General features: G+C 67.2%; 16 protein-coding genes. 2 read left to right on the top strand and 14 right to left on the bottom strand.

The window, feature by feature from the left end:
• The 4 genes from BLR51_RS07810 to BLR51_RS07795 form a co-directional block, all read right to left on the bottom strand.
• The coding region (locus BLR51_RS07810; protein WP_131821798.1) for a DUF4147 domain-containing protein at positions 1-563 on the bottom strand (563 nt) is incomplete at its 3' end.
• 11 nt (positions 564-574) lie between these two features.
• Positions 575-886, bottom strand: coding sequence for a Dabb family protein (locus BLR51_RS07805; RefSeq protein WP_089845644.1), 312 nt, complete (start codon positions 884-886; stop codon positions 575-577).
• 24 nt (positions 887-910) lie between these two features.
• Complete coding sequence (locus BLR51_RS07800; protein WP_089845642.1) at positions 911-1,681, bottom strand: enoyl-CoA hydratase/isomerase family protein; 771 nt, start codon at positions 1,679-1,681, stop codon at positions 911-913.
• The gene (locus tag BLR51_RS07795; protein ID WP_089845640.1) at positions 1,678-3,264 is read right to left on the bottom strand and encodes an acyl CoA:acetate/3-ketoacid CoA transferase; all 1,587 of its coding nucleotides are present in this window, start codon (positions 3,262-3,264) and stop codon (positions 1,678-1,680) included. The genes BLR51_RS07800 and BLR51_RS07795 overlap by 4 nt, the downstream gene beginning before the upstream one ends.
• A gap of 143 nt (positions 3,265-3,407) precedes the next feature.
• Between BLR51_RS07795 and BLR51_RS07790 the strand changes: the two genes are divergently transcribed.
• Complete coding sequence (locus tag BLR51_RS07790) at positions 3,408-4,226, top strand: aldo/keto reductase (protein WP_089845638.1); 819 nt, start codon at positions 3,408-3,410, stop codon at positions 4,224-4,226.
• A 69-nt stretch (positions 4,227-4,295) separates the two neighbouring features.
• Here the strand turns inward: BLR51_RS07790 and BLR51_RS07785 are convergent, their stop codons facing one another.
• From BLR51_RS07785 to BLR51_RS07755, 7 genes are all read right to left on the bottom strand, one after another.
• Positions 4,296-5,894 carry a GMC family oxidoreductase gene (locus tag BLR51_RS07785; RefSeq protein ID WP_089845636.1) on the bottom strand — a complete coding sequence of 533 codons (1,599 nt, stop codon included), beginning with the start codon at positions 5,892-5,894 and terminating at the stop codon, positions 4,296-4,298.
• Positions 5,895-5,897: 3 nt separating this feature from the next.
• Positions 5,898-7,400: an aldehyde dehydrogenase family protein gene (locus BLR51_RS07780; RefSeq protein WP_089845634.1), complete on the bottom strand. Its 1,503-nt coding sequence runs from the start codon at positions 7,398-7,400 to the stop codon at positions 5,898-5,900.
• Between the two features lie 27 nt (positions 7,401-7,427).
• Positions 7,428-8,462 carry a zinc-dependent alcohol dehydrogenase gene (locus BLR51_RS07775; protein WP_207543587.1) on the bottom strand — a complete coding sequence of 345 codons (1,035 nt, stop codon included), beginning with the start codon at positions 8,460-8,462 and terminating at the stop codon, positions 7,428-7,430.
• A gap of 10 nt (positions 8,463-8,472) precedes the next feature.
• Positions 8,473-9,414: an ABC transporter permease gene (locus BLR51_RS07770; RefSeq protein WP_089845633.1), complete on the bottom strand. Its 942-nt coding sequence runs from the start codon at positions 9,412-9,414 to the stop codon at positions 8,473-8,475.
• A 9-nt stretch (positions 9,415-9,423) separates the two neighbouring features.
• Positions 9,424-10,929, bottom strand: a complete 1,506-nt coding sequence (locus BLR51_RS07765) for a sugar ABC transporter ATP-binding protein (protein ID WP_089845631.1) — start codon at positions 10,927-10,929, stop codon at positions 9,424-9,426.
• A 13-nt stretch (positions 10,930-10,942) separates the two neighbouring features.
• On the bottom strand, positions 10,943-11,908 hold the full coding sequence (locus BLR51_RS07760; protein ID WP_089845629.1) for an ABC transporter permease: 966 nt from the start codon (positions 11,906-11,908) through the stop codon (positions 10,943-10,945).
• A gap of 90 nt (positions 11,909-11,998) precedes the next feature.
• Positions 11,999-13,105, bottom strand: a complete 1,107-nt coding sequence (locus tag BLR51_RS07755) for a sugar ABC transporter substrate-binding protein (RefSeq protein ID WP_089845627.1) — start codon at positions 13,103-13,105, stop codon at positions 11,999-12,001.
• A gap of 260 nt (positions 13,106-13,365) precedes the next feature.
• Here BLR51_RS07755 and BLR51_RS07750 point away from each other — a divergent pair, with 260 nt between their 5' ends.
• Positions 13,366-14,007, top strand: coding sequence for a TetR/AcrR family transcriptional regulator (locus BLR51_RS07750; RefSeq protein WP_230795795.1), 642 nt, complete (start codon positions 13,366-13,368; stop codon positions 14,005-14,007).
• Between the two features lie 6 nt (positions 14,008-14,013).
• Here the strand turns inward: BLR51_RS07750 and BLR51_RS07745 are convergent, their stop codons facing one another.
• From BLR51_RS07745 to BLR51_RS07735, 3 genes are all read right to left on the bottom strand, one after another.
• Complete coding sequence (locus tag BLR51_RS07745; RefSeq protein ID WP_089845623.1) at positions 14,014-14,442, bottom strand: GlcG/HbpS family heme-binding protein; 429 nt, start codon at positions 14,440-14,442, stop codon at positions 14,014-14,016.
• A gap of 115 nt (positions 14,443-14,557) precedes the next feature.
• A complete protein-coding gene (locus BLR51_RS07740; RefSeq protein ID WP_089845621.1) occupies positions 14,558-15,163 on the bottom strand; it encodes an Isoquinoline 1-oxidoreductase subunit in 606 nt (201 codons plus the stop codon).
• A 3-nt stretch (positions 15,164-15,166) separates the two neighbouring features.
• Positions 15,167-17,338, bottom strand: coding sequence for a xanthine dehydrogenase family protein molybdopterin-binding subunit (locus tag BLR51_RS07735; protein WP_089845693.1), 2,172 nt, complete (start codon positions 17,336-17,338; stop codon positions 15,167-15,169).
• Positions 17,339-17,340 lie beyond the last annotated feature (2 nt).

The raw sequence follows: 17,340 nt of genomic DNA, 5'->3' as shown, positions 1-17,340 counted from the left end.
TGCGCCGGATCATCCCCGGGCACGTCCGACACGATCAGGCTGACCACGCGGGCAGGCGCGCAGGCAGCCGCCAGCCTGCCGCCCTTGATGCGGCTCGCATGTTTGCGGATGGCGTTCATCACCCCGATCGGCGCGCCGGAGGCCAGCAGCGCCCGGTTCAGCGCCTGTTCCTCCGCCAGCGTCAGCCCCTCGGGCGGGGCGGGCAGCAGCGCCGAGCCGCCGCCGCAGACCAGCGCCACCACCAGATCACGCTCGGTCAGGCCCCGCACCGCGTCAAACAGCGCCTCTGACGCCGCCATCCCTGCCGCATCGGGCACCGGATGCGCGGCCTCCATCACCCGCAGCGTGGCACAAGGCGCGCCATAGCCGTAGCGCGTGACCACCACGCCCTCGAGCGGGCCGTCCCAGAGCTGCTCAAACGCCTGCGCCAGCTGCGCCGCCCCCTTGCCAAGGCCGATCACCACGGTGCGCCCCTCCGGACGCCCGGGCAGATGCGCCCGCAGCGCCTGCACCGGATCGGCAGCAGCCACCGCCGCGTCGAACAGCCCCGCCAGAAACTGCATCTCCGTCACGGTCAGATCTCCAGATCGCAGACAAACACCCCCTCCGCGCCGCCGTCCAGCCGCGCCACGATCTCGGCGCCAATGGCCTGATGCTCCGCATCGGCCAGATAGGCATCGCGCGCCGCCCGGTCGGCGAAGTCGATCCAGAACATGTCCAGAAAGCCCCGCACCAAGGGCAGCTCGACCGACAGATTGCGCCTGCTCTGAAACGCCACCAGCCCGTCAAGATGTGAAGAAAGCCCCTCAAGCCGCTCATAAAGCGCGTTTTTTTCGCGTTCAGTCACATCGTCGCGAAACCGCAGAAACACCATATGCCGGATCATCGGCCTTCCTCCCTGTGACAGATCTCAGCCGCGGAAGCGCGGCGGATGTTTGCCGCGAAACCCGGCCAGCCCGGCCTGAAGCTCTGCGGACCCGGCGGCGATGCGCCCGGCCAGCGACTCCAGCACGCGCGCGTTTTCCTCGCCCTCGGCAGCATTGATCAGCATCTTGGCAAGCTCGGTCGCAAGCGGGCCGCGTGCCAGAACCCGCGCCGCAAGCGCCTGCCCCGCCGCAAGCCCGCCGCCCGTGGCGGTGACGGCATCGACCAGCCCCAGCGCCTGCGCCTCCTCGGCGGTGAACACCTCGCCAAACAGCGCCATGCGCCGCACGGTCTGCGCCCCGAACCGCCGGGTGCAGCGCTGCGTGCCGGACCAGCCCGGAATGATGCCCAGCCCGGTTTCCGGCAGCCCGATCTTCACATGCGCTTCGGCGATGCGGTAATCGGCGCAGGCCGCAAGCTCCAGCCCGCCCCCCAGCGCGGGGCCGTTCAGCACCGCGATCACCGGCTGGCGCAGCCGGGCCAGCGCGTCAAAGGCGCTATGCCCGTCGCGGATCCAGTGCCGCCCGAAATCCTGCGCGCTCTCTCCGCTCCAGGCGTCGATATCTCCGCCCGCGCAGAAGGCCCGCCCGCTGCCGGTCAGCAGCAGCACGTCCAGATCGTCGCGCCGTTCGATCTCGCGGCAGAGGGCTGCAAGCTCGTCCACCATCGCGGCATCCAGCGCGTTGCGCCGCGCCTCCCGGGTCAGCCGCAGCACGCCCACCCGGTCCGCCACGCTGAGCGACAGCGCCCCGTTCATGCGCCCGCCGGGGTCAGCGACAGCCCCATCGGGCCGGGGCGGAACAGCCGCGCATCCATGGGCCGCAGATCCGCCGCCACCTCCAGCGCGCCGCTGCACTGATCCAGCACGTCGCGCTGCAGGTCCAGCCCCGGCGCAAGCTCTGTCACCACCAGACGCCCGCCGCGAAGACAGATCACGCAGCGTTCGGTCACATAGGTCACCTGCTGGCCCTGATCCGAAGCGCGGCTGCCGGAAAAGGACACCTGATCCACCGCATCGACAAATTTCGGAATCCGGCCCTCGCGGTCGATCACCAGCCGGCCATCGGTGATGCGCATCTTGGCCCCGGCGTTGAAATTTCCCGAAAAAACAATACGCTTCGCCCGAGAGGTAATGTCGACGAACCCGCCCGCGCCCGCTGTCCGGTGCGGCACCGCCGACAGCCGAGAGACATTGACCGACCCGTCACGCCCGACTTCCAGAAACGACAGCAGCGAAGCATCGAAGCCGCCCGCCTGAAAATAGGCGAACTGATGCGGGGAGGCGACAAAGGCCTCGGCATTGGCAGCGCAGCCGAATTTGAAATCCAGCAGCGGCACCCCGCCCACCGCGCCCTGTTCGATCATCCATGTGACGGCGCCGTGCTGGCCCTCCTCGACCAGAATGCGCGGCACATTGGCGGAGATCCCGAAGCCGATATTCACCGCCCATCCCGCCTGCAGCTCCTGCGCGACGCGGCGTGCGATGACCTTGCCCACGCCGAATTCCGGCAGGCTGAAGCTGTCGAGCGGGCGGATCAGCTCTCCGGAAATCGCCGGATCATAGGGGGTGGCCGTGGTCTGCAGCTGTTCCGGGGCCTCGACCACCACATCGACAAGAATGCCCGGCACCCGCACGTCGTGGGGCCGCAGCGAGCCGTTCATCGCGACGCGGCGCACCTGCGCGATGACGACGCCGCCGCTGTTGCGCGCGGCCAGCGCCAGTTCCATGGCACCAAGATAGGCGCCCTCCTGCTCGAAGCTGAGATTGCCGCGCTCGTCGGCGGTGCTGGCCCGGATGATCGCGACATCGGGCGCGATGGGTCGGAAATACAGCCAGTCCTCGCCCTCGAAATGGCGGCGCTGCACGATGGGCGCGGCGCGGGCGGCATCGTTCATCGCACCGCCTTCCAGATCCGGGTCGACAAAGGTCTGCATGCCGATCTTGGTCAGCACGCCCGGACGCCGGGCGGCACCTTCGCGCAGCATGTCGAAGATCACGCCCGAGGGCAGGTTGTAGGCGCGCAGGTCATTGGCAAGGATGCGCTGCCAGATCAGCGGCGGCTCGGCACTGCTGGGCCCCGATGGGTAGGATCCGCCGATGATGCAGGCGATCATGCCGGGCTGCGCCAGATGGTCCACGCCCTTGGTGCCGAACATGTCCCCGGCGGCGATGGGGTGCACCGTGGTCAGATCGCGCGGCGCGCCCTCGCGCGCAAACCGCGCGCCAAGCGCCGACAGAACCGCATCGGGGCAGCACAGCCCGCTCGACGAATTGACCGCCACAACGTCAGAATCCTTGACGAGCCGGACGGCCTCCTCCGCCGTCTTGACCTTGGACATCTGGCCTCCCCCCTCTTTCGCACTTCATGTAACTAACTGGTTATTTGTGACTATGGCGCGAAGGCCGCAGGGCTGCAAGTGTCTTTTCTTGCGTTAAATATAAGTAACTGTATGGTTACATTATTTGGCAAGGAGGACCAGAGATGACCATCTATTTCCAGAAGACCTACCAGCGCGGCTTCGGCACCTACCCGCTGCGCGCAGAGCCGCTGCGGCAGGCGATTCTCGCGGCTGCAAAGACCGGCTACCGCGCCTTTGACACCGCACAGATGTATGGCAACGAGGCCGAGACCGGTGCCGCCCTCGCGCAGACCGGCCTCGCGCGCGACGAATTCTGCCTGACCACCAAGGTGGATATCGCGAATTTTGGCGCGGACCGGTTCCTGCCCTCGGTGGAACAGAGCCTGCGGGATCTGCAGGTTGATGCGGTGGACGTGCTGCTGCTGCACTGGCCCGCGCCTGATGGCGATCTTGCGCCGTCGCTGGATCTGCTGGAACAGGCGCGCACGCGCGGGCTGACCCGGCATGTGGGCCTGTCGAATTTCACCGCCGCGATGATGCGCGAGGCGCGGCAGCGGATGTCCTGCCCCATCGTGACCAATCAGGTCGAATTCCACCCGCTGCTGGACCAGAGCCGCCTGCTGGAGGCCGCGCGGGACACGGGGATCCCGCTGGCCTCCTACTGCTCGGTGGCGCGCGGCGAGGTGTTCAGGCACGCCATCTTTGCCGAGATCGGCGCGGCTTATGGCAAAAGCGCGGCACAGGTCGTGCTGCGCTGGATCCTGCAGACGGGCGTATCCATCAACACCATGTCCACCAAACCCGAAAACATCGCCGCAAATTTCGACGTGATGGATTTTACCCTGTCCTCGGTCGACATGGCGCGGATCGGCGCGATGACCGCCACCGGCCACCGGGTCGTCAGCCGCGATCTTGTGCCCTATGCGCCGGAATTCGACTGACGCCACGCAAACGGGGGGCAGGCGCGCGGCCTGCCCCCCTGTCAATGCATGGGTCTTTGCCGCCGAAGGTCAGCGGTTGCCGCGGATCATGTCCGCCGCTTTTTCCGCGATCATGATGGTTGCAGCGTTGGTGTTGCTGCCCACAAGGCTGGGCATCACCGAACTGTCGCAGATGCGCAGCCCCGCCACGCCGCGCACCCGAAGTTGCGGATCGACCACCGCCATCTCGTCGCTGCCCATCTTGCAGGTGCAGGTCGGGTGATAGGAGGTCCGGCCATACCGCCGCGCATAGGCCTCGTAATCGGCCTGGCTCTGCACCGAGGCATCGGGAAAATGCACCGCGCGCAGGATCTTGCTGAGGCTGGGCTGGGCAAAGATCTCGCGGCTGATCTTCACGCCTTCGACCGAGACGCGCAGATCGTCCGGATCGCCAAGGAAATTCGGATCCACCAGCGGCTGATCCGCCGCAGTCCCCGACCGCAGCCGCACGCTGCCCCGCGACTTGGGCCGCAGCGTATAGCTGTTCAGCGTCACGCCAGAGCTGCCTTTCGGCACGCTCGGCACCCCGGCCTCTGCCCCGGCCCCGGCAAGGAAATGGAACTGCAGGTCGGGCATGGGCGCGCTGCGGTCGGCATACCAGAAGGCGCCCCCCTCCACCACGTTGGAGGTGACAGGCCCGCTGCCGAACAGCAGGTATTGCAGCCCCGCCCAGACCATCCAGTGCGGCCTGTTGTATTTGTCCAGACTGTCATGCCCGGTCAGCTCCGCCACGATGTCGATGCCGAAATGATCCTGCAGGTTCTCGCCCACGCCGGGCAGATCCTGCACGACCGCGACCCCCGTCTCGCGCAGATGCGCGGCAGGACCAAGCCCCGAAAGCAGCATGAGCTTCGGCGATCCGATGGCCCCCGCCGCAAGGATCACCTCCTGCGTCGCGCGCGCCACGATCCGGGCGCCCTTGCGGTCATACTCCACCCCGGTGGCGCGGCCCTTCTCGATCACCACGCGGTGCACGAGGCAGCCGGTTTCCACCGTCAGGTTCGCCCGCCCCAGCGCGGGCCGCAGATAGCCCACCGCCGTGGAACAGCGCCGCCCGTTCCGGGTCGTGGTCTGATAGATCCCGGCGCCTTCCTGCGTCGCGCCGTTGAAATCCGGATTGTAGGGCAGGCCCAGTTCCTGACAGGCGCGGACAAAGGCGCGGGTGGTGGGCTGCGGCGTGGGCAGGTCGGACACGCCAAGCGGCCCATCGGTGCCGTGCCACGCGCCGGAAAAGCTGCCATTGCCCTCGGCGCGCAGGAAATATTTCTGGATCTCGGCAAAGGACCAGCCCTCGCAGCCCTCCTCGAAGGCCCAGCGGTCGAAATCGGCGGGCACGCCGCGCGTGAACACCTCGGCATTGATCGAACTGCCACCCCCCAGCACCCGCCCCTGCACATAGGGCAGGCTGCGGTTGTCGGCATGGATCTGCGGCGTGGTGACAAGCCCCCATGTATAGGGGCCGGAGGTCATCTTGGCGAAGCCCACCGGCATGTGGATCAGCGGATGACGGTCGCGCCCGCCCGCCTCCAGCAGCAGCACCTTTGCCGAAGGATCCTCGCTCAGCCGTGTGGCCAGCACGCAGCCCGCAGCCCCTCCTCCGACAATGATGTAGTCATATCCCTCCCGCAAGGTTCACTCCCCCCAATGCGTGCGTTTCCCGATCTCGACGTGAACGGACTTGATCTGCGTGTATTCTTCAACCCCGTAGACCCCGGCCTCCCGGCCCCAGCCCGACTGCCTGAAGCCCCCCAGCGGCAGTTCCGGCCCGCCCGCAAGCGTGGTGTTGACCCAGAACCGGCCCGCGCGCACCCGCCGGGTGACGGTCAGCGCCGTGTCGATGTTCTTGCTCCAGACGCTGGCCGCCAGCCCGTAGACGGTATCATTGGCGATCTCGATGGCCTCGTCGAGCGTGTCAAAGGGCAGGATGACCAGCACCGGGCCAAAAACCTCGTCGCGGGCAAGGTCCATGTCGCGGGTCACGTCGGTGAATACGGCGGGGGTGATGAACCGCCCCTCGCCGGTATCCAGCACCTCGCCGCCACAGATCAGCCGCGCGCCATCCTCCTGACCGCTCTGGATATAGCCAAGGATGATGTCATGCTGCGCCGCCGTGGTGATCGCGCCCACCTGCGTCGTCTCGTCCAGCGGATCGCCGATGCGCAGCCTGGCCAGCTTGGCCTGCACCCGCTGCGCAAAGGCTTCGGCCACCGACCGTTCCACGATCAGCCGCGACCCGGACACGCAGCACTGCCCGGCATTGAAGGCGATGCCAAAGGCCACCCCGTCTGCCGCATCGTCAAGATCGGCGTCGGCGAACACGATCTGCGGGTTCTTGCCGCCCAGCTCCAGCCCCAGCTTCTTGAAATTGCTCCGCCCCGCCGCCTCGACGCAGCGCCGCCCGACGGCGGTCGATCCGGTGAAGGACAGCATGTCCACATCCATATGCTCGATCAGCGCCTGCCCGATGCTGCTGCCCGACCCTGTGACCACGTTCATGCAGCCATCCGGCAGCCCTGCCTCGGTCAGGATCTCGGCCAGCAGCAGCGTGGTGGCGCTGGTAACCTCGGAGGGCTTCACCACCAGCGTGCAGCCGGAGGCAAGGATATAGGGCACGCGTTCGCACAGGATCAGGAAGGGGAAATTCCACGGCGTGATAAGCCCCACCACCCCCACCGGTTCGCGCGTGACAAGGCCGAATAGCCCGTCGCCCAGATTGTTGAAGCTGTCGCCATGCAGGCTGCGCGCCAGCCCGCTGGCATAGTCGAACATGTCGGCGCAGCCCATCACCTCGCCGCGCGCCTGTGCAATGGGCTTGCCGTTCTCCAGCGTCTCGAAATAGGCGATCTCCTCGGCCCGGGCGCGGATCAGCGCGGCGGCGCGCAGCAGCACCGCCCCGCGCGCGGCCCCGCCCAGCCCCGACCAGCGCCGGTCCTCGAACGCGCGGCGCGCGGCGGCCACGGCGGCATCCAGATCCGCTGTGGTGCATTTCGGAATGCGGGTCACCGGCACGTCATGCGCGGGCGAGCGGCGTTCCGACAGATCCCGCGTGCCCGCAGGCACCACCTTGCCATCGACAAAAAAGCCGAACTCGCGCGGCACGGGCGGCAGAGAGAGGGGGGTCAGGGCTTGGGTCATCGGATGTCTCCGTTCTTTGGGACCGGCTCAGGCCATCACGATCTGTGTCTTCAGATCGGCGGGCCGGTCGGGACTGCTGTCAAAGGCCTGCTGGATCTGCTCCAGCGGATAGGCGGCGCGGGTGAAGGCGGAGGTGTCGAACCGGCCATGGCAGAGCAGGGTCAGCGCGTCATGCATGTCCTGCCCCATGCCCGCCACCGACCCCTTGACCGAGGTTTCGTGCAGGATGGTGTCAAGGATACCCAGCGGCAGCACCGCGTCCGGTCCGGTCAGCCCGAAGGCCGCAAGATGCCCGCCGCGCCGCATCAGCGTCAGCGCCTCGGCATAAAGCGCCGGATGCCCGACGCTTTCGATCACCAGATCGGCGCCGCGCCCCTCGGTCGCCTCCTGCACCGCCGCGCGCAGCAGGGCGGGATTGCTGATGCCCCGGTCCGCGCCGACAGCCACCGCCATGGCCACCCGGTCGGGCGACAGGTCGCTGACAAGGATCGGCGCCACGCCCAGCAGTCGCAGAAGCTGCACATGCAGGTTGCCCACCGGGCCCGCGCCGATCACCAGCGCCGACTGGCCCAGACCCACCTGCGCCTTGCGCGCGGCGCGCACCACGCAGGCCACGGGCTCGGTCAGGGCCAGAACCGCATCGGGCACGCGTTCCGGCGCGGGCAGCACCAGCCGGGCGGGCACCAGCAGATATTCGGCAAAGGCGCCGTCCGCAGTGATGCCGATCTGGCGCATCTGCGGACAGTTGAGGATTTCGTTGCGGCGGCACCAGTAGCAATGGCCACAGCCGATGTTCATGTCGACCACCGCCTTGGCGCCCACTTCCAGCCCGGTGACGCCCGGCCCCAGTGCGGCGATGCGCCCGGCCAGTTCGTGCCCCGGCACCATGGGCAGGCTGTCCGCAGCATAGCGCCCGTGGAAGATGTGCAGATCGGTGCCGCAGATCCCGACGCGGGTCACCCGGATCAGCGCCTCGCCGGGGCCGGGAACGGGAACCGGGCGGGTCTGCAGCGTGAAATGGCCCGGCGCGGTCAGGACGGCGGCCTGCATCGTCTTGGTCATGCCCCGCCCCTCATTTCACGATCCGCATCTTGCTGCGGTCGATGGTGGCGGCGATGGCGACGATCAGGATGATGCCGAAGACCATCTGCTGCATGGTGGCATCCACCTCGAAATAAAGCATGGACGAGCGGATCACCGCTACGATCAGCGTGCCGATCAGGGTGTTGATCACGCCGCCCACCCCGCCGGTCAGCGGCGTGCCCCCGACCAGCACCGCGACGATGGCGGGCAGCAGGAAACCATTGGCCAGCGTCGGCGACCCGCCGGACAGCTTGGCCGAAAACAGCAGCCCCGCGATGGCGGCCAGCATCCCCGACAGCGCGAAGGCCAGTACCTTGATCCGGCGCACCGGCAGTCCGGAGGCGGCGGCGGCGGGCTCGCCCGCTCCCACCGCCTTCAGCGCGCGGCCAAAGACCGTGCGGCTCTGCAGGAACCATGTCAGCGCCAGCAGCGCGGCCCCCACCACGATCTCGTGCGGGATGCCGAAGCTGGACCCGATCATCCAGCCGAAGGAGGCGTCGCGCAGGGTCACATCCATATAGAGCGCCCGCTGCCCCGACAGATACTGCGCCACCGAATAGGCGATGCCCCCCACCGCGAGCGTGGAGACAAACGAGGGCACCAGCAGCCGGGTGGTGACAAAGCCGGACACCGCCCCCATCGTCAGCCCCGCCAGAATGCAGACCAGCGCGGCGCCCAGCCCCAGACCCGGCAGCGCGATGGTCGCCAGCACTGTGGTCATGTTGGCCACCGACTGCGACGACAGGTCGATGCCGCCGATATAGATGGCAAAGGTCATCCCCAGCGCCATGATGAACAGCGGCATGATGTCAGCAACCATGGAGATCAGGTTCGCGGGCAGCAGGAAATTCGGATGCGCCACGCCCACGACCGCCACCAGCGCCAGCAGGGTGATCCATGGGAAATGCGGTTTGAGTTGGTGGAGGGTCATCTGTCTGCCTCAGGTCATGTGATGCACGAGGTCGAAGAGCGAGGGCTTGCTGCCCGGCGCGCCGCGGAACAGATGCCGCGCCTCTCCGTCCTTCAGAACGAGGATCGTGTGCGAAAGGCCGATCGCCTCCTCCAGCGTGTCGGCCACCAGCAGGATGCCCGCGCCATCGGCACACATCTCGCGCACCATGTCGTAGACATCTTCCTTGGCGCCGATGTCGAGCCCGCGCGTCGGATGGTCGAGCAGGATGATGTCCGACCCGCCAGAGCGCCATTTGGCAAGAACCACCTTCTGCTGGTTGCCGCCCGACAGCCCGCCGCAATCCTTGAAGACATCGGGGGTCTTGATGCCAAGCCGCCGGATCCAGTCCCGCGCCAGCGCCCTTTCCTTGCCAAGATGCAGGATCCCTGCGGTGGAATAGCGCCCCATCTGGCTGAGCGTCATGTTTTCATAGACGTTCATGCCGCCCACGATGCCCTCGATCTTGCGCTCGCGCGGGACATAGCCCACCCCCGCCTCGACCGCCGCGCGGGCGCCAAAATCGCGCCGCGCCTGGCCCTTGATCCGCACCGTGCCCGAGTCCGGTTTTTCCAGCCCGAACACGGTGCGCAGGATGGCCTCGCGTCCCGCGCCTTCGGTGCCGACAAGGCACAGCACCTCGCCCGCATGCAGATCAAGGGAAATGTCGCTGTAGCGGCCCGGCAGGCTGACGCGGTCAAGGCTGACCAGCACCCTGTCCGGATCATAGGGCTGCTGTTTCTGCTCGCGGTAATACTGCTTGTCGATGTCCCGCCCGACCATCTTGCGCTGGATGGCATCGACCCGGGCCTCGGCGCGGGGGACCATGTCCACCACCTCGCCATCCTTCATCACATAGACGCGGTCCGACAGCTCCAGCACCTCGTCCATGCGGTGCGAGACGAAGATGAACGAGGCACGCGAGGTCAGTTCCCGCACCAGCGAGAACAGCAGCTCCACCTCGGTGCGGGACAGCACGCTGGTCGGCTCGTCAAGCAGGATCACCAGATCCCCCTCCACCCGCTCTTCCAGCGTCAGCACCTTGGCCAGTTCCACCAGCTGCCGCTGCGCGAAAGACAGCTTGGCGGTCACCGTGGCCGGATCGATGTCCAGCTTGACCTTGGCCAGCTGCTGCCGCGCCGCGCGGGCCATGGCGGTCCAGTCGATCACGCCGAAGCGGACGAACTGCCGCTCATAGCCCAGAAAGATGTTTTCCATCACCGTCAGGTTGGTGATGAGCGACTGCTCCTGAAACACCATGCCGATGCCGTGGTCCATCGCCTGTCGCGGAGACTGGAACCGCACCGGCTTGCCATCGATGGCGACGGTGCCGCCATCGGCCTGATAGGCGCCGTAGATCACCTTCATCAGCGTGGATTTGCCCGCGCCGTTTTCGCCGACAAGCCCCACGATCTCGCCGCGCTCGATCCGGAAATCCACCGCCTTCAGCGCGTGGACGCCGGGAAAGACCTTGTCGACCTTGGTCAGTTCATACATCTTGGGCGCCCTTTCACTTCACGATGCTGACGGAGCGGCGGTCGGTGGACAGCACGACCGCGATGATGACCAGCAGGCCAAGGATGCCGTCCTGCAGGTAGCCGGGCAGGCCGATCACCACCATGCCGTTGCCGATGACGCTGACGATCAGCACCCCGACCAGCGTGTTCCACACGCCGCCCGTCCCCCCCCAGAGCGCGGTGCCGCCAACCACCACTGCCGTGATGGAGGTGAACATGAACCCGTTGCCGGTGGCCGTTTCGGCAATCCCGATCCGGGCCACGGCCATCAGCGCCCCCACCGCGTAGAACACCCCCGCCAGCATGAAGCCCATGATCCGCACCCGGGCGACATTCAGCCCCGAGCCATGCGCCAGATCCTCGCCGCCGCCCACGGCGTAAAGGTTGCGGCCCAGCGTGGTGCGCGACTGGATGAACCAGCCCAGCAGCAGGAACAGCCCCGCCACATAGATCATCACCGGAAAATCGAGCCAGCGGGTGGTCAGCAGCGCGCGAAAGGCCGGATCCTCGATACGGATGCGGTCGCCGCCGGTCATCAGCATGGCAAGCCCCGTGCCCACAAAACCAAGCGCCAGCGAGGCCATGAAAGACGGGATCCGGAGCCGGACATGGACCAGCCCGTTGACCAGCCCCAGCACAGCCCCCGCCACCAGCGTCAGCGGCAGCGCCAGCCAGCCCCAGCCGCCAAGGCTACCGCCGAGCCACAGGAAGACGAAGGCGAAGGACACAGCACAGACCGATACCGCCCCCTCCATGGACAGGTCGATGGAGCCCATCAGGATGATGAAGGTCACGCCGACCGCCACCATCAGCGCGGGGGCTGCGGAAATCGCGATGCGGGCAAAGTTCCGGACCGAGAAGAAGCGGGGCTCCAGCGCGGTGAAGAACAGCATCAGGATAAGAAGGACGATCAGCGGGGCCCACCTAAGCAGGACCTCACGGTTCGGGAAGCCGGTCACGGGATCCTCCGGGCAATGTCAGTGATCTGAGGGGGCGGTGGGGGCGGTGGCCCCGGCCGACAGAACCGTCGGCCGGGGCAGATCTGTCCGTCAGTAGCGGATCGGCCCGTTGCTGGGCCCCCAGTAATCGGTCCAGTCATAGTCGGGCGCGGAGTCGAGATAGGTCGCCTTGAACTCCAGCGCGTCCTCCGGGGTGACAAGGATGGTCGGGCCGTAGAACTCGCGATGCTCGTTCGGCTCCTCCGAAGGCTTGAAGGCCCCGGTGGCGGCGTAATAGGCCAGCGCCGCCGAGATGCCGCCGCCCCAGTAGGGATTGGTGAAGACCGTGGCGAGGATCTTCTTTTCGGCCACCAGCTGCACCGCCTGCGGGTTACCGTCATAGGACACGATGGGCATGTCCTCGATGCCCTCGGCCCGCAGCGCCTCGAGCACGCCATAAGCGATGGTGTCATTGGCGCAGTGCACGCCCGTGATCTCGTCCCCGAAGCGGGTCAGGAAGGCGGACATGACCTGATTGGCCTTCTGCGTGTCCCAGTCGGCGGGCTCCGCCGCCAGAAGCTCCACATCCGGGTAATCCTTCAGCGCGTTCTCCAGCCCCTGCCGCCGCTGGATCGCGGGGCTGTTGGAGGCGATGCCGCCCAGATGCACGACGCCGCCCTTGCCCCCCATCGCATCCAGCAGGATGCGCGCGGTGTCCTCGGCGGGTTTCACATCGGACCAGCTCATGTGGCTGACATAGTTGTCGCCAAAATCCCACGGATGCAGGTCGTCGGTCTTGTTCCAGATCGTCGCCACATAGGCCCCGGCCTCCGCCACCGCCTCGACCACGGGGCGGCAGTTCGGCGCGTCATTGGCATCGATGGCCAGCGCCAGATTGCCGCCCGTCTTGGCCAGCAGCGCCTTCACGTCCGACAGGCTTTTTTCCGAAGACCCCTCGTTGATGAGATGGGTCAGCGCGTCCCGCGGCAGGCCAAGGCTCTGCACGAAGCTTTCCCCGCCGGAGACGATCTCGTTCCAGTAGGGGTTGGTGCGGTTGCGGTAACCCCATGCGATGGTGGGATCGGTCAGCGCCGCCCGGGCCATGCCGGGGCCGAACAGACCGCCCGCCGCCACGCCACCCAGCCCCGCCGCCGACGCGAACAGGAAGTTCCGCCGGTTGAGGGTTTCACGCGCGATATAGTCCTTGATGAAACTCATGTGCTCCTCCCTAGAAAGCTGCCGTCACGCCAGCGGACGGCTCTGATCCTGCTGCCGGGCCGACCCTGTCTCCTGCAGGGCTGGCCGGTGCTCCGGACCGCTAATGCACCATCTGGTTACTTCATTGATTTCGAGTTCGTCAAGTCTTTTTGCGGGTTGCGGGACAGGCCCGCTCCACGCCGCAAGTAACCAGCCTTTGACCTTGTGCCCAAAACCCGGCTATCACTGCGGGCAACATGTCTGTCCAACCGAGGAAAAGAATGGCCGCCAAGGAAGCCCCCAAGCAGCGCGACGCGGAAGCGACAAAGGGCCGGATCCTGTCCGCCGCGAAAGTGGAGTTCGCGAAGAATGGCCTTGCCGGGGCGCGCGTGGACGAGATCGCCGACCGCGCCAAGGCGAACAAGCGGATGATCTACCACTATTTCGGCAACAAGGACGATCTGTTTCAGGCGGTGCTGGAAGAGGCCTATGTGGACATCCGGACCGCCGAACAGAAGCTGGAACTGGACCATCTGCCCCCGCGCGAGGCGCTGGAAAAGCTGGTGCGCTTCACATGGCAGTATTACCTGAAGAACCCGGAATTCATCACGCTGGTCAACAGCGCCAACCTGCACAAGGCGCGCCATCTGAAACATTCCAAGGTGATCGAGGTGGTGAGCCGCAAGTTCGTCACCATGGTCGGCGGGCTTCTGGATCGGGGCGTGGCCGAAGGCGTGTTCCGGCCCGGCATCGACCCCGTGCAGCTCAACATCACCATTGCGGCCATCGGGTACTACTACCTGACCAACCGCTTTACCGGCTCCATCGTCTTCGAGCGTGATCTGACCGCGCCGGAGGCGCTGGACGAGCGCCTGCAGTTCAACATCGACACGGTGCTGCGGCTGGTCTGCATCACCCCCTGAGCCGGATCAGCCCGGCGTCAGCCCCTGCGCGCGGATCGCGGTTTCGGCACAGAGGATGTCTTCGTCCTCCTGCGCGCCGGAGACCCCGAGCCCGCCGATGCAGATGCCATCCTCGAACACCGCGACCCCGCCGCCCCATGTCATCAGCCGGGGCCGGTTGCCATGGCCCGCGCGCAGCGTGTCGCTGGCCAGCACCCGCGCGCCCCAGACGCGCGAGGATTTGCCCAGCGTCGCCGCCGTCCATGCCTTGTCACAGGCGAAATCCCCCGCCGGAGTGATGGCCCGGTCCATCCGGCGAAACGCGATCAGCTGGCCCGACGGATCGACCACTGCCGCCGCCACCTGCCAGCCGCTGTCGGCGGCATGGCGCAGGGCTCTGGCAATCAGCGCCTCCGCCGTGTCGGATGCGATGACGCGCAGGGTAATGCTGGACATGGATCTGCCTCCCGTGATGTAACCATATAGTTACACAACGGTTCCGGCATTCTGCGCGCGCTGTCAAGCGCGGCGGTGGGTCACCCGCCGCGCAGCAGCCCGCCGCCGCCACCGGTCAGCTTTGGGGACAGGCCGCGCCGGTGTCGATCCAGGCCTGCGTCAGCTGGCCAAAGATCTCCTGACTGCCCGGCGCGGGCTCGCGCCCTTCGCCCGGGTGCCAGCCCCAGCCCACCAGACCATCTTCGGCATTGTGCTCGTGCAGATCGGCCAGCGTCTTGCCGCCATTGCGCTCCGGATCCTTGAGCTGCGCGCAGATCTCGGCGGCGCTCTTGCCGATCCACCCCATGCTGATGGGGGCAAGCTGCCACGGGCTATGGCCGGGGATCGACCCTTCGCCGGTGCTGTAGGTCACGTTCTCGTCGCTGTGGCAGGTGATGCAGCGCATCCCCGGCGCGCCAAAATCGGCATCACCCCGCACCACCGGCGGCTGGTGCATCTGCATGTCCATGCCCTGACGCGGCGAGTTGTCGACCGGGTGGCAGTTCAGGCAGCGCGGATGTTCGATGACCACCAGCATCTCCTGAAACAGCGCGACCGAGCGGTCGCTTTCGCTGTCGATGCTGTCGAACTCGTCGACGGTGCGCAGCCCGTTCACGGTCTCGGCAAGGCCAAGGGCGGGGGCGGCGCAGATCAGCGCCGCCAGCAGGAAGGTCTTGGTCATGGCTCAGGCCTCCAGCGCTCTGGCAAAGGGAAGACGGGTGACGTTGCGCCCGGTCAGCGCGCGCCACGCATTGGTGACGGCGGGCCCGATCGGCGGCACGCCCGGCTCGCCCACCCCGGTCGGGTCGGCATCGGATTTCAGGATTTCCACCATCACCTCCGGCATCTCGTGGATGCGCAGCATGCGATAGGTGTCGAAATTGGCCTGCTCCACGGCGCCGCCTTCCGCCAGCGTGATCTCGTCATAAAGGACCGAGCCCAGACCGAAGCCGATCCCGCCCTCCATCTGCGCGCGGATCACATCGGGGTTCACCGCCACGCCGCAATCCACCGCGCACCAGACCCGGTGCACGCGGGGCATCCCGCCCTCGTCCGACACCTCGGCAATCTGCGCCACATAGGTGTTGAAGCTTTCATGCAGCGCCACGCCATAGGCCCGGCCATCGCGCAGCTTGGTGCCATCCCAGCCTGCCATCTGCGCCACCTTTTCCAGCACGGCGCGATCGCGGCCCGCATCGGCGCGCAGCAGGTCAAGCCGCCCCTGCACCGGATCCTTGCCCTGCGCCTCCAGCACCATGTCAAGGAACACCTCGGTGGCATAGCCGGTATGGGTATGCCCGACCGAGCGCCACCACAGCACCGGCACCGGGCTTTCCTGTGCCGCCCAGCCCACGCGCAGATCAGAGAGCGCATAGGGCATCCGGGTGGAGCCTTCATAGGCGGTGGGATCAAGCCCGTCCTGCATCATCTGCGCCATGGGGCCGCCCGCCATGATCGACTGGTTGACCACGACATTGTCCCAGCCGGTGAGCGCGCCCTCCGCGTCCAGACCCGCGCGCATCCGGTGCACGGTCAGCGGGCGGTAATAGCCGCCCTGCAGGTCATCCTCCCGCGTCCAGACCAGCTTGAAGGCGCCGGGGCCGCCCGCAGCCTTCGCCACCTCGGCCAGTTCGGCGGCAAAATGCGCGGTGTCCTGCGCGCGCCGCCCGAAGCTGCCGCCTGCCAGCATCACGTTCAGCTGCAGGGTCTCGGGCGCAACACCCAGCCCCTGCACCAGCGTCGGCTTGTCGAGCGCGGGAAACTGCGAGCCCATCCAGACCTCAGCCCCGTCCTCGCGCAGCTCGATCACGCCATCAAGCGGCTCCATCGGCGCATGGGCAAGATAGGGAAAGCGGAACTCCGCCTCGATCACCCGCGCCGCGCCGTCGATGCCGGAGGCGCCGCGCCCGGCCAGTTCCGCCTCCTGCCCGCCTTCGGCAGCGGCTTGGGAGAACTCTTCGAACATCTGCTCGGTGGAGCGGGTTTCGGCGCCGCTTTCGTCCCAGTCGACGGACAGCGCCGCGCGCCCCTTCAGCGCCGCATGGGTAGAGGTGGCATAGACCGCAACCCCCTGCGGGATCTGCCGCACCGCCACAACGCCGGGCACCTGCACCGCCGCGCTGTCATCAAACCCCGCGACCGTGGCGCCGAATTTGCGCGGATGGGCCACCACCACGGTCTGCATCCCTTCGCGGTAGACATCCATGGTGAACTGCGCCGTGCCATTGGATTTGGCGGCGGTGTCAAGCTTCGGCAGGTCGGTGCCGATCAGGGTGAACTGGTCCGCGGATTTGACGGGCGGATCCTCGGGCGGGGTCAGCCCCGCCGCCCGCTCCGCCAGCGCCCCGAACCCCGAAGAATGCGCGCCATGGCTGATCCGGCCTTTGGAGACGGTGATCTCGGCCTCGGGCACGCCCCAGTCTTCGGCGGCGGCGGCGACCAGCAGCGCGCGCGCCGCGGCCCCCGCCTTGCGCATCTGCATGTAGGAATTGGCCATGGCGGTGGAGCCGCCGGTGCCCTGCATCCCGAAGGCAAGGTTCTTGTAAAGCTCGTCATTGGCGGGGGCATGTTCGGCCCGCATCTGGCTCCAGTCGGCATCCATCTCTTCGGCGACCAGTGTGGCAAGGCCGGTGAACGGCCCCTGCCCGAATTCGATATGCTTGATGAGCACGGTCACGGTGTCGTCAGGGGCGACCCGGATAAAGGCATTGGGCGCAAAACCCGCGCTGCCGGTGGCGCCCGACTGCAGCGCAGCGGCAGCACCCGACTGCGCGCGCGCAGCCAGCGGCAGGGTCAGGCCGATGACAAGCCCGGCGGAGGAGCCCAGAAAGGCACGGCGGGACAGGGAACGGGTCATGA

Origin of the sequence: Salipiger marinus (assembly GCF_900100085.1) — a bacterium.
In the GTDB taxonomy this organism is placed as follows: domain Bacteria; phylum Pseudomonadota; class Alphaproteobacteria; order Rhodobacterales; family Rhodobacteraceae; genus Salipiger; species Salipiger marinus.
The sequence above is the reverse complement of the archived record's forward strand: the minus strand, read 5'-3'. Positions and strand labels throughout refer to the sequence as shown.

Coding starts and splice junctions, on each gene's coding strand:
- BLR51_RS07805 (WP_089845644.1), bottom strand. CDS start 886: ATGATCCGGCATATGGTGTTTCTGCGGTTTCGCGACGATGTGACTGAA.
- BLR51_RS07800 (WP_089845642.1), bottom strand. CDS start 1,681: ATGAACGGGGCGCTGTCGCTCAGCGTGGCGGACCGGGTGGGCGTGCTG.
- BLR51_RS07795 (WP_089845640.1), bottom strand. CDS start 3,264: ATGTCCAAGGTCAAGACGGCGGAGGAGGCCGTCCGGCTCGTCAAGGAT.
- BLR51_RS07790 (WP_089845638.1), top strand. CDS start 3,408: ATGACCATCTATTTCCAGAAGACCTACCAGCGCGGCTTCGGCACCTAC.
- BLR51_RS07780 (WP_089845634.1), bottom strand. CDS start 7,400: ATGACCCAAGCCCTGACCCCCCTCTCTCTGCCGCCCGTGCCGCGCGAG.
- BLR51_RS07775 (WP_207543587.1), bottom strand. CDS start 8,462: ATGACCAAGACGATGCAGGCCGCCGTCCTGACCGCGCCGGGCCATTTC.
- BLR51_RS07770 (WP_089845633.1), bottom strand. CDS start 9,414: ATGACCCTCCACCAACTCAAACCGCATTTCCCATGGATCACCCTGCTG.
- BLR51_RS07765 (WP_089845631.1), bottom strand. CDS start 10,929: ATGTATGAACTGACCAAGGTCGACAAGGTCTTTCCCGGCGTCCACGCG.
- BLR51_RS07755 (WP_089845627.1), bottom strand. CDS start 13,105: ATGAGTTTCATCAAGGACTATATCGCGCGTGAAACCCTCAACCGGCGG.
- BLR51_RS07750 (WP_230795795.1), top strand. CDS start 13,366: ATGGCCGCCAAGGAAGCCCCCAAGCAGCGCGACGCGGAAGCGACAAAG.
- BLR51_RS07745 (WP_089845623.1), bottom strand. CDS start 14,442: ATGTCCAGCATTACCCTGCGCGTCATCGCATCCGACACGGCGGAGGCG.
- BLR51_RS07740 (WP_089845621.1), bottom strand. CDS start 15,163: ATGACCAAGACCTTCCTGCTGGCGGCGCTGATCTGCGCCGCCCCCGCC.
- BLR51_RS07735 (WP_089845693.1), bottom strand. CDS start 17,338: ATGACCCGTTCCCTGTCCCGCCGTGCCTTTCTGGGCTCCTCCGCCGGG.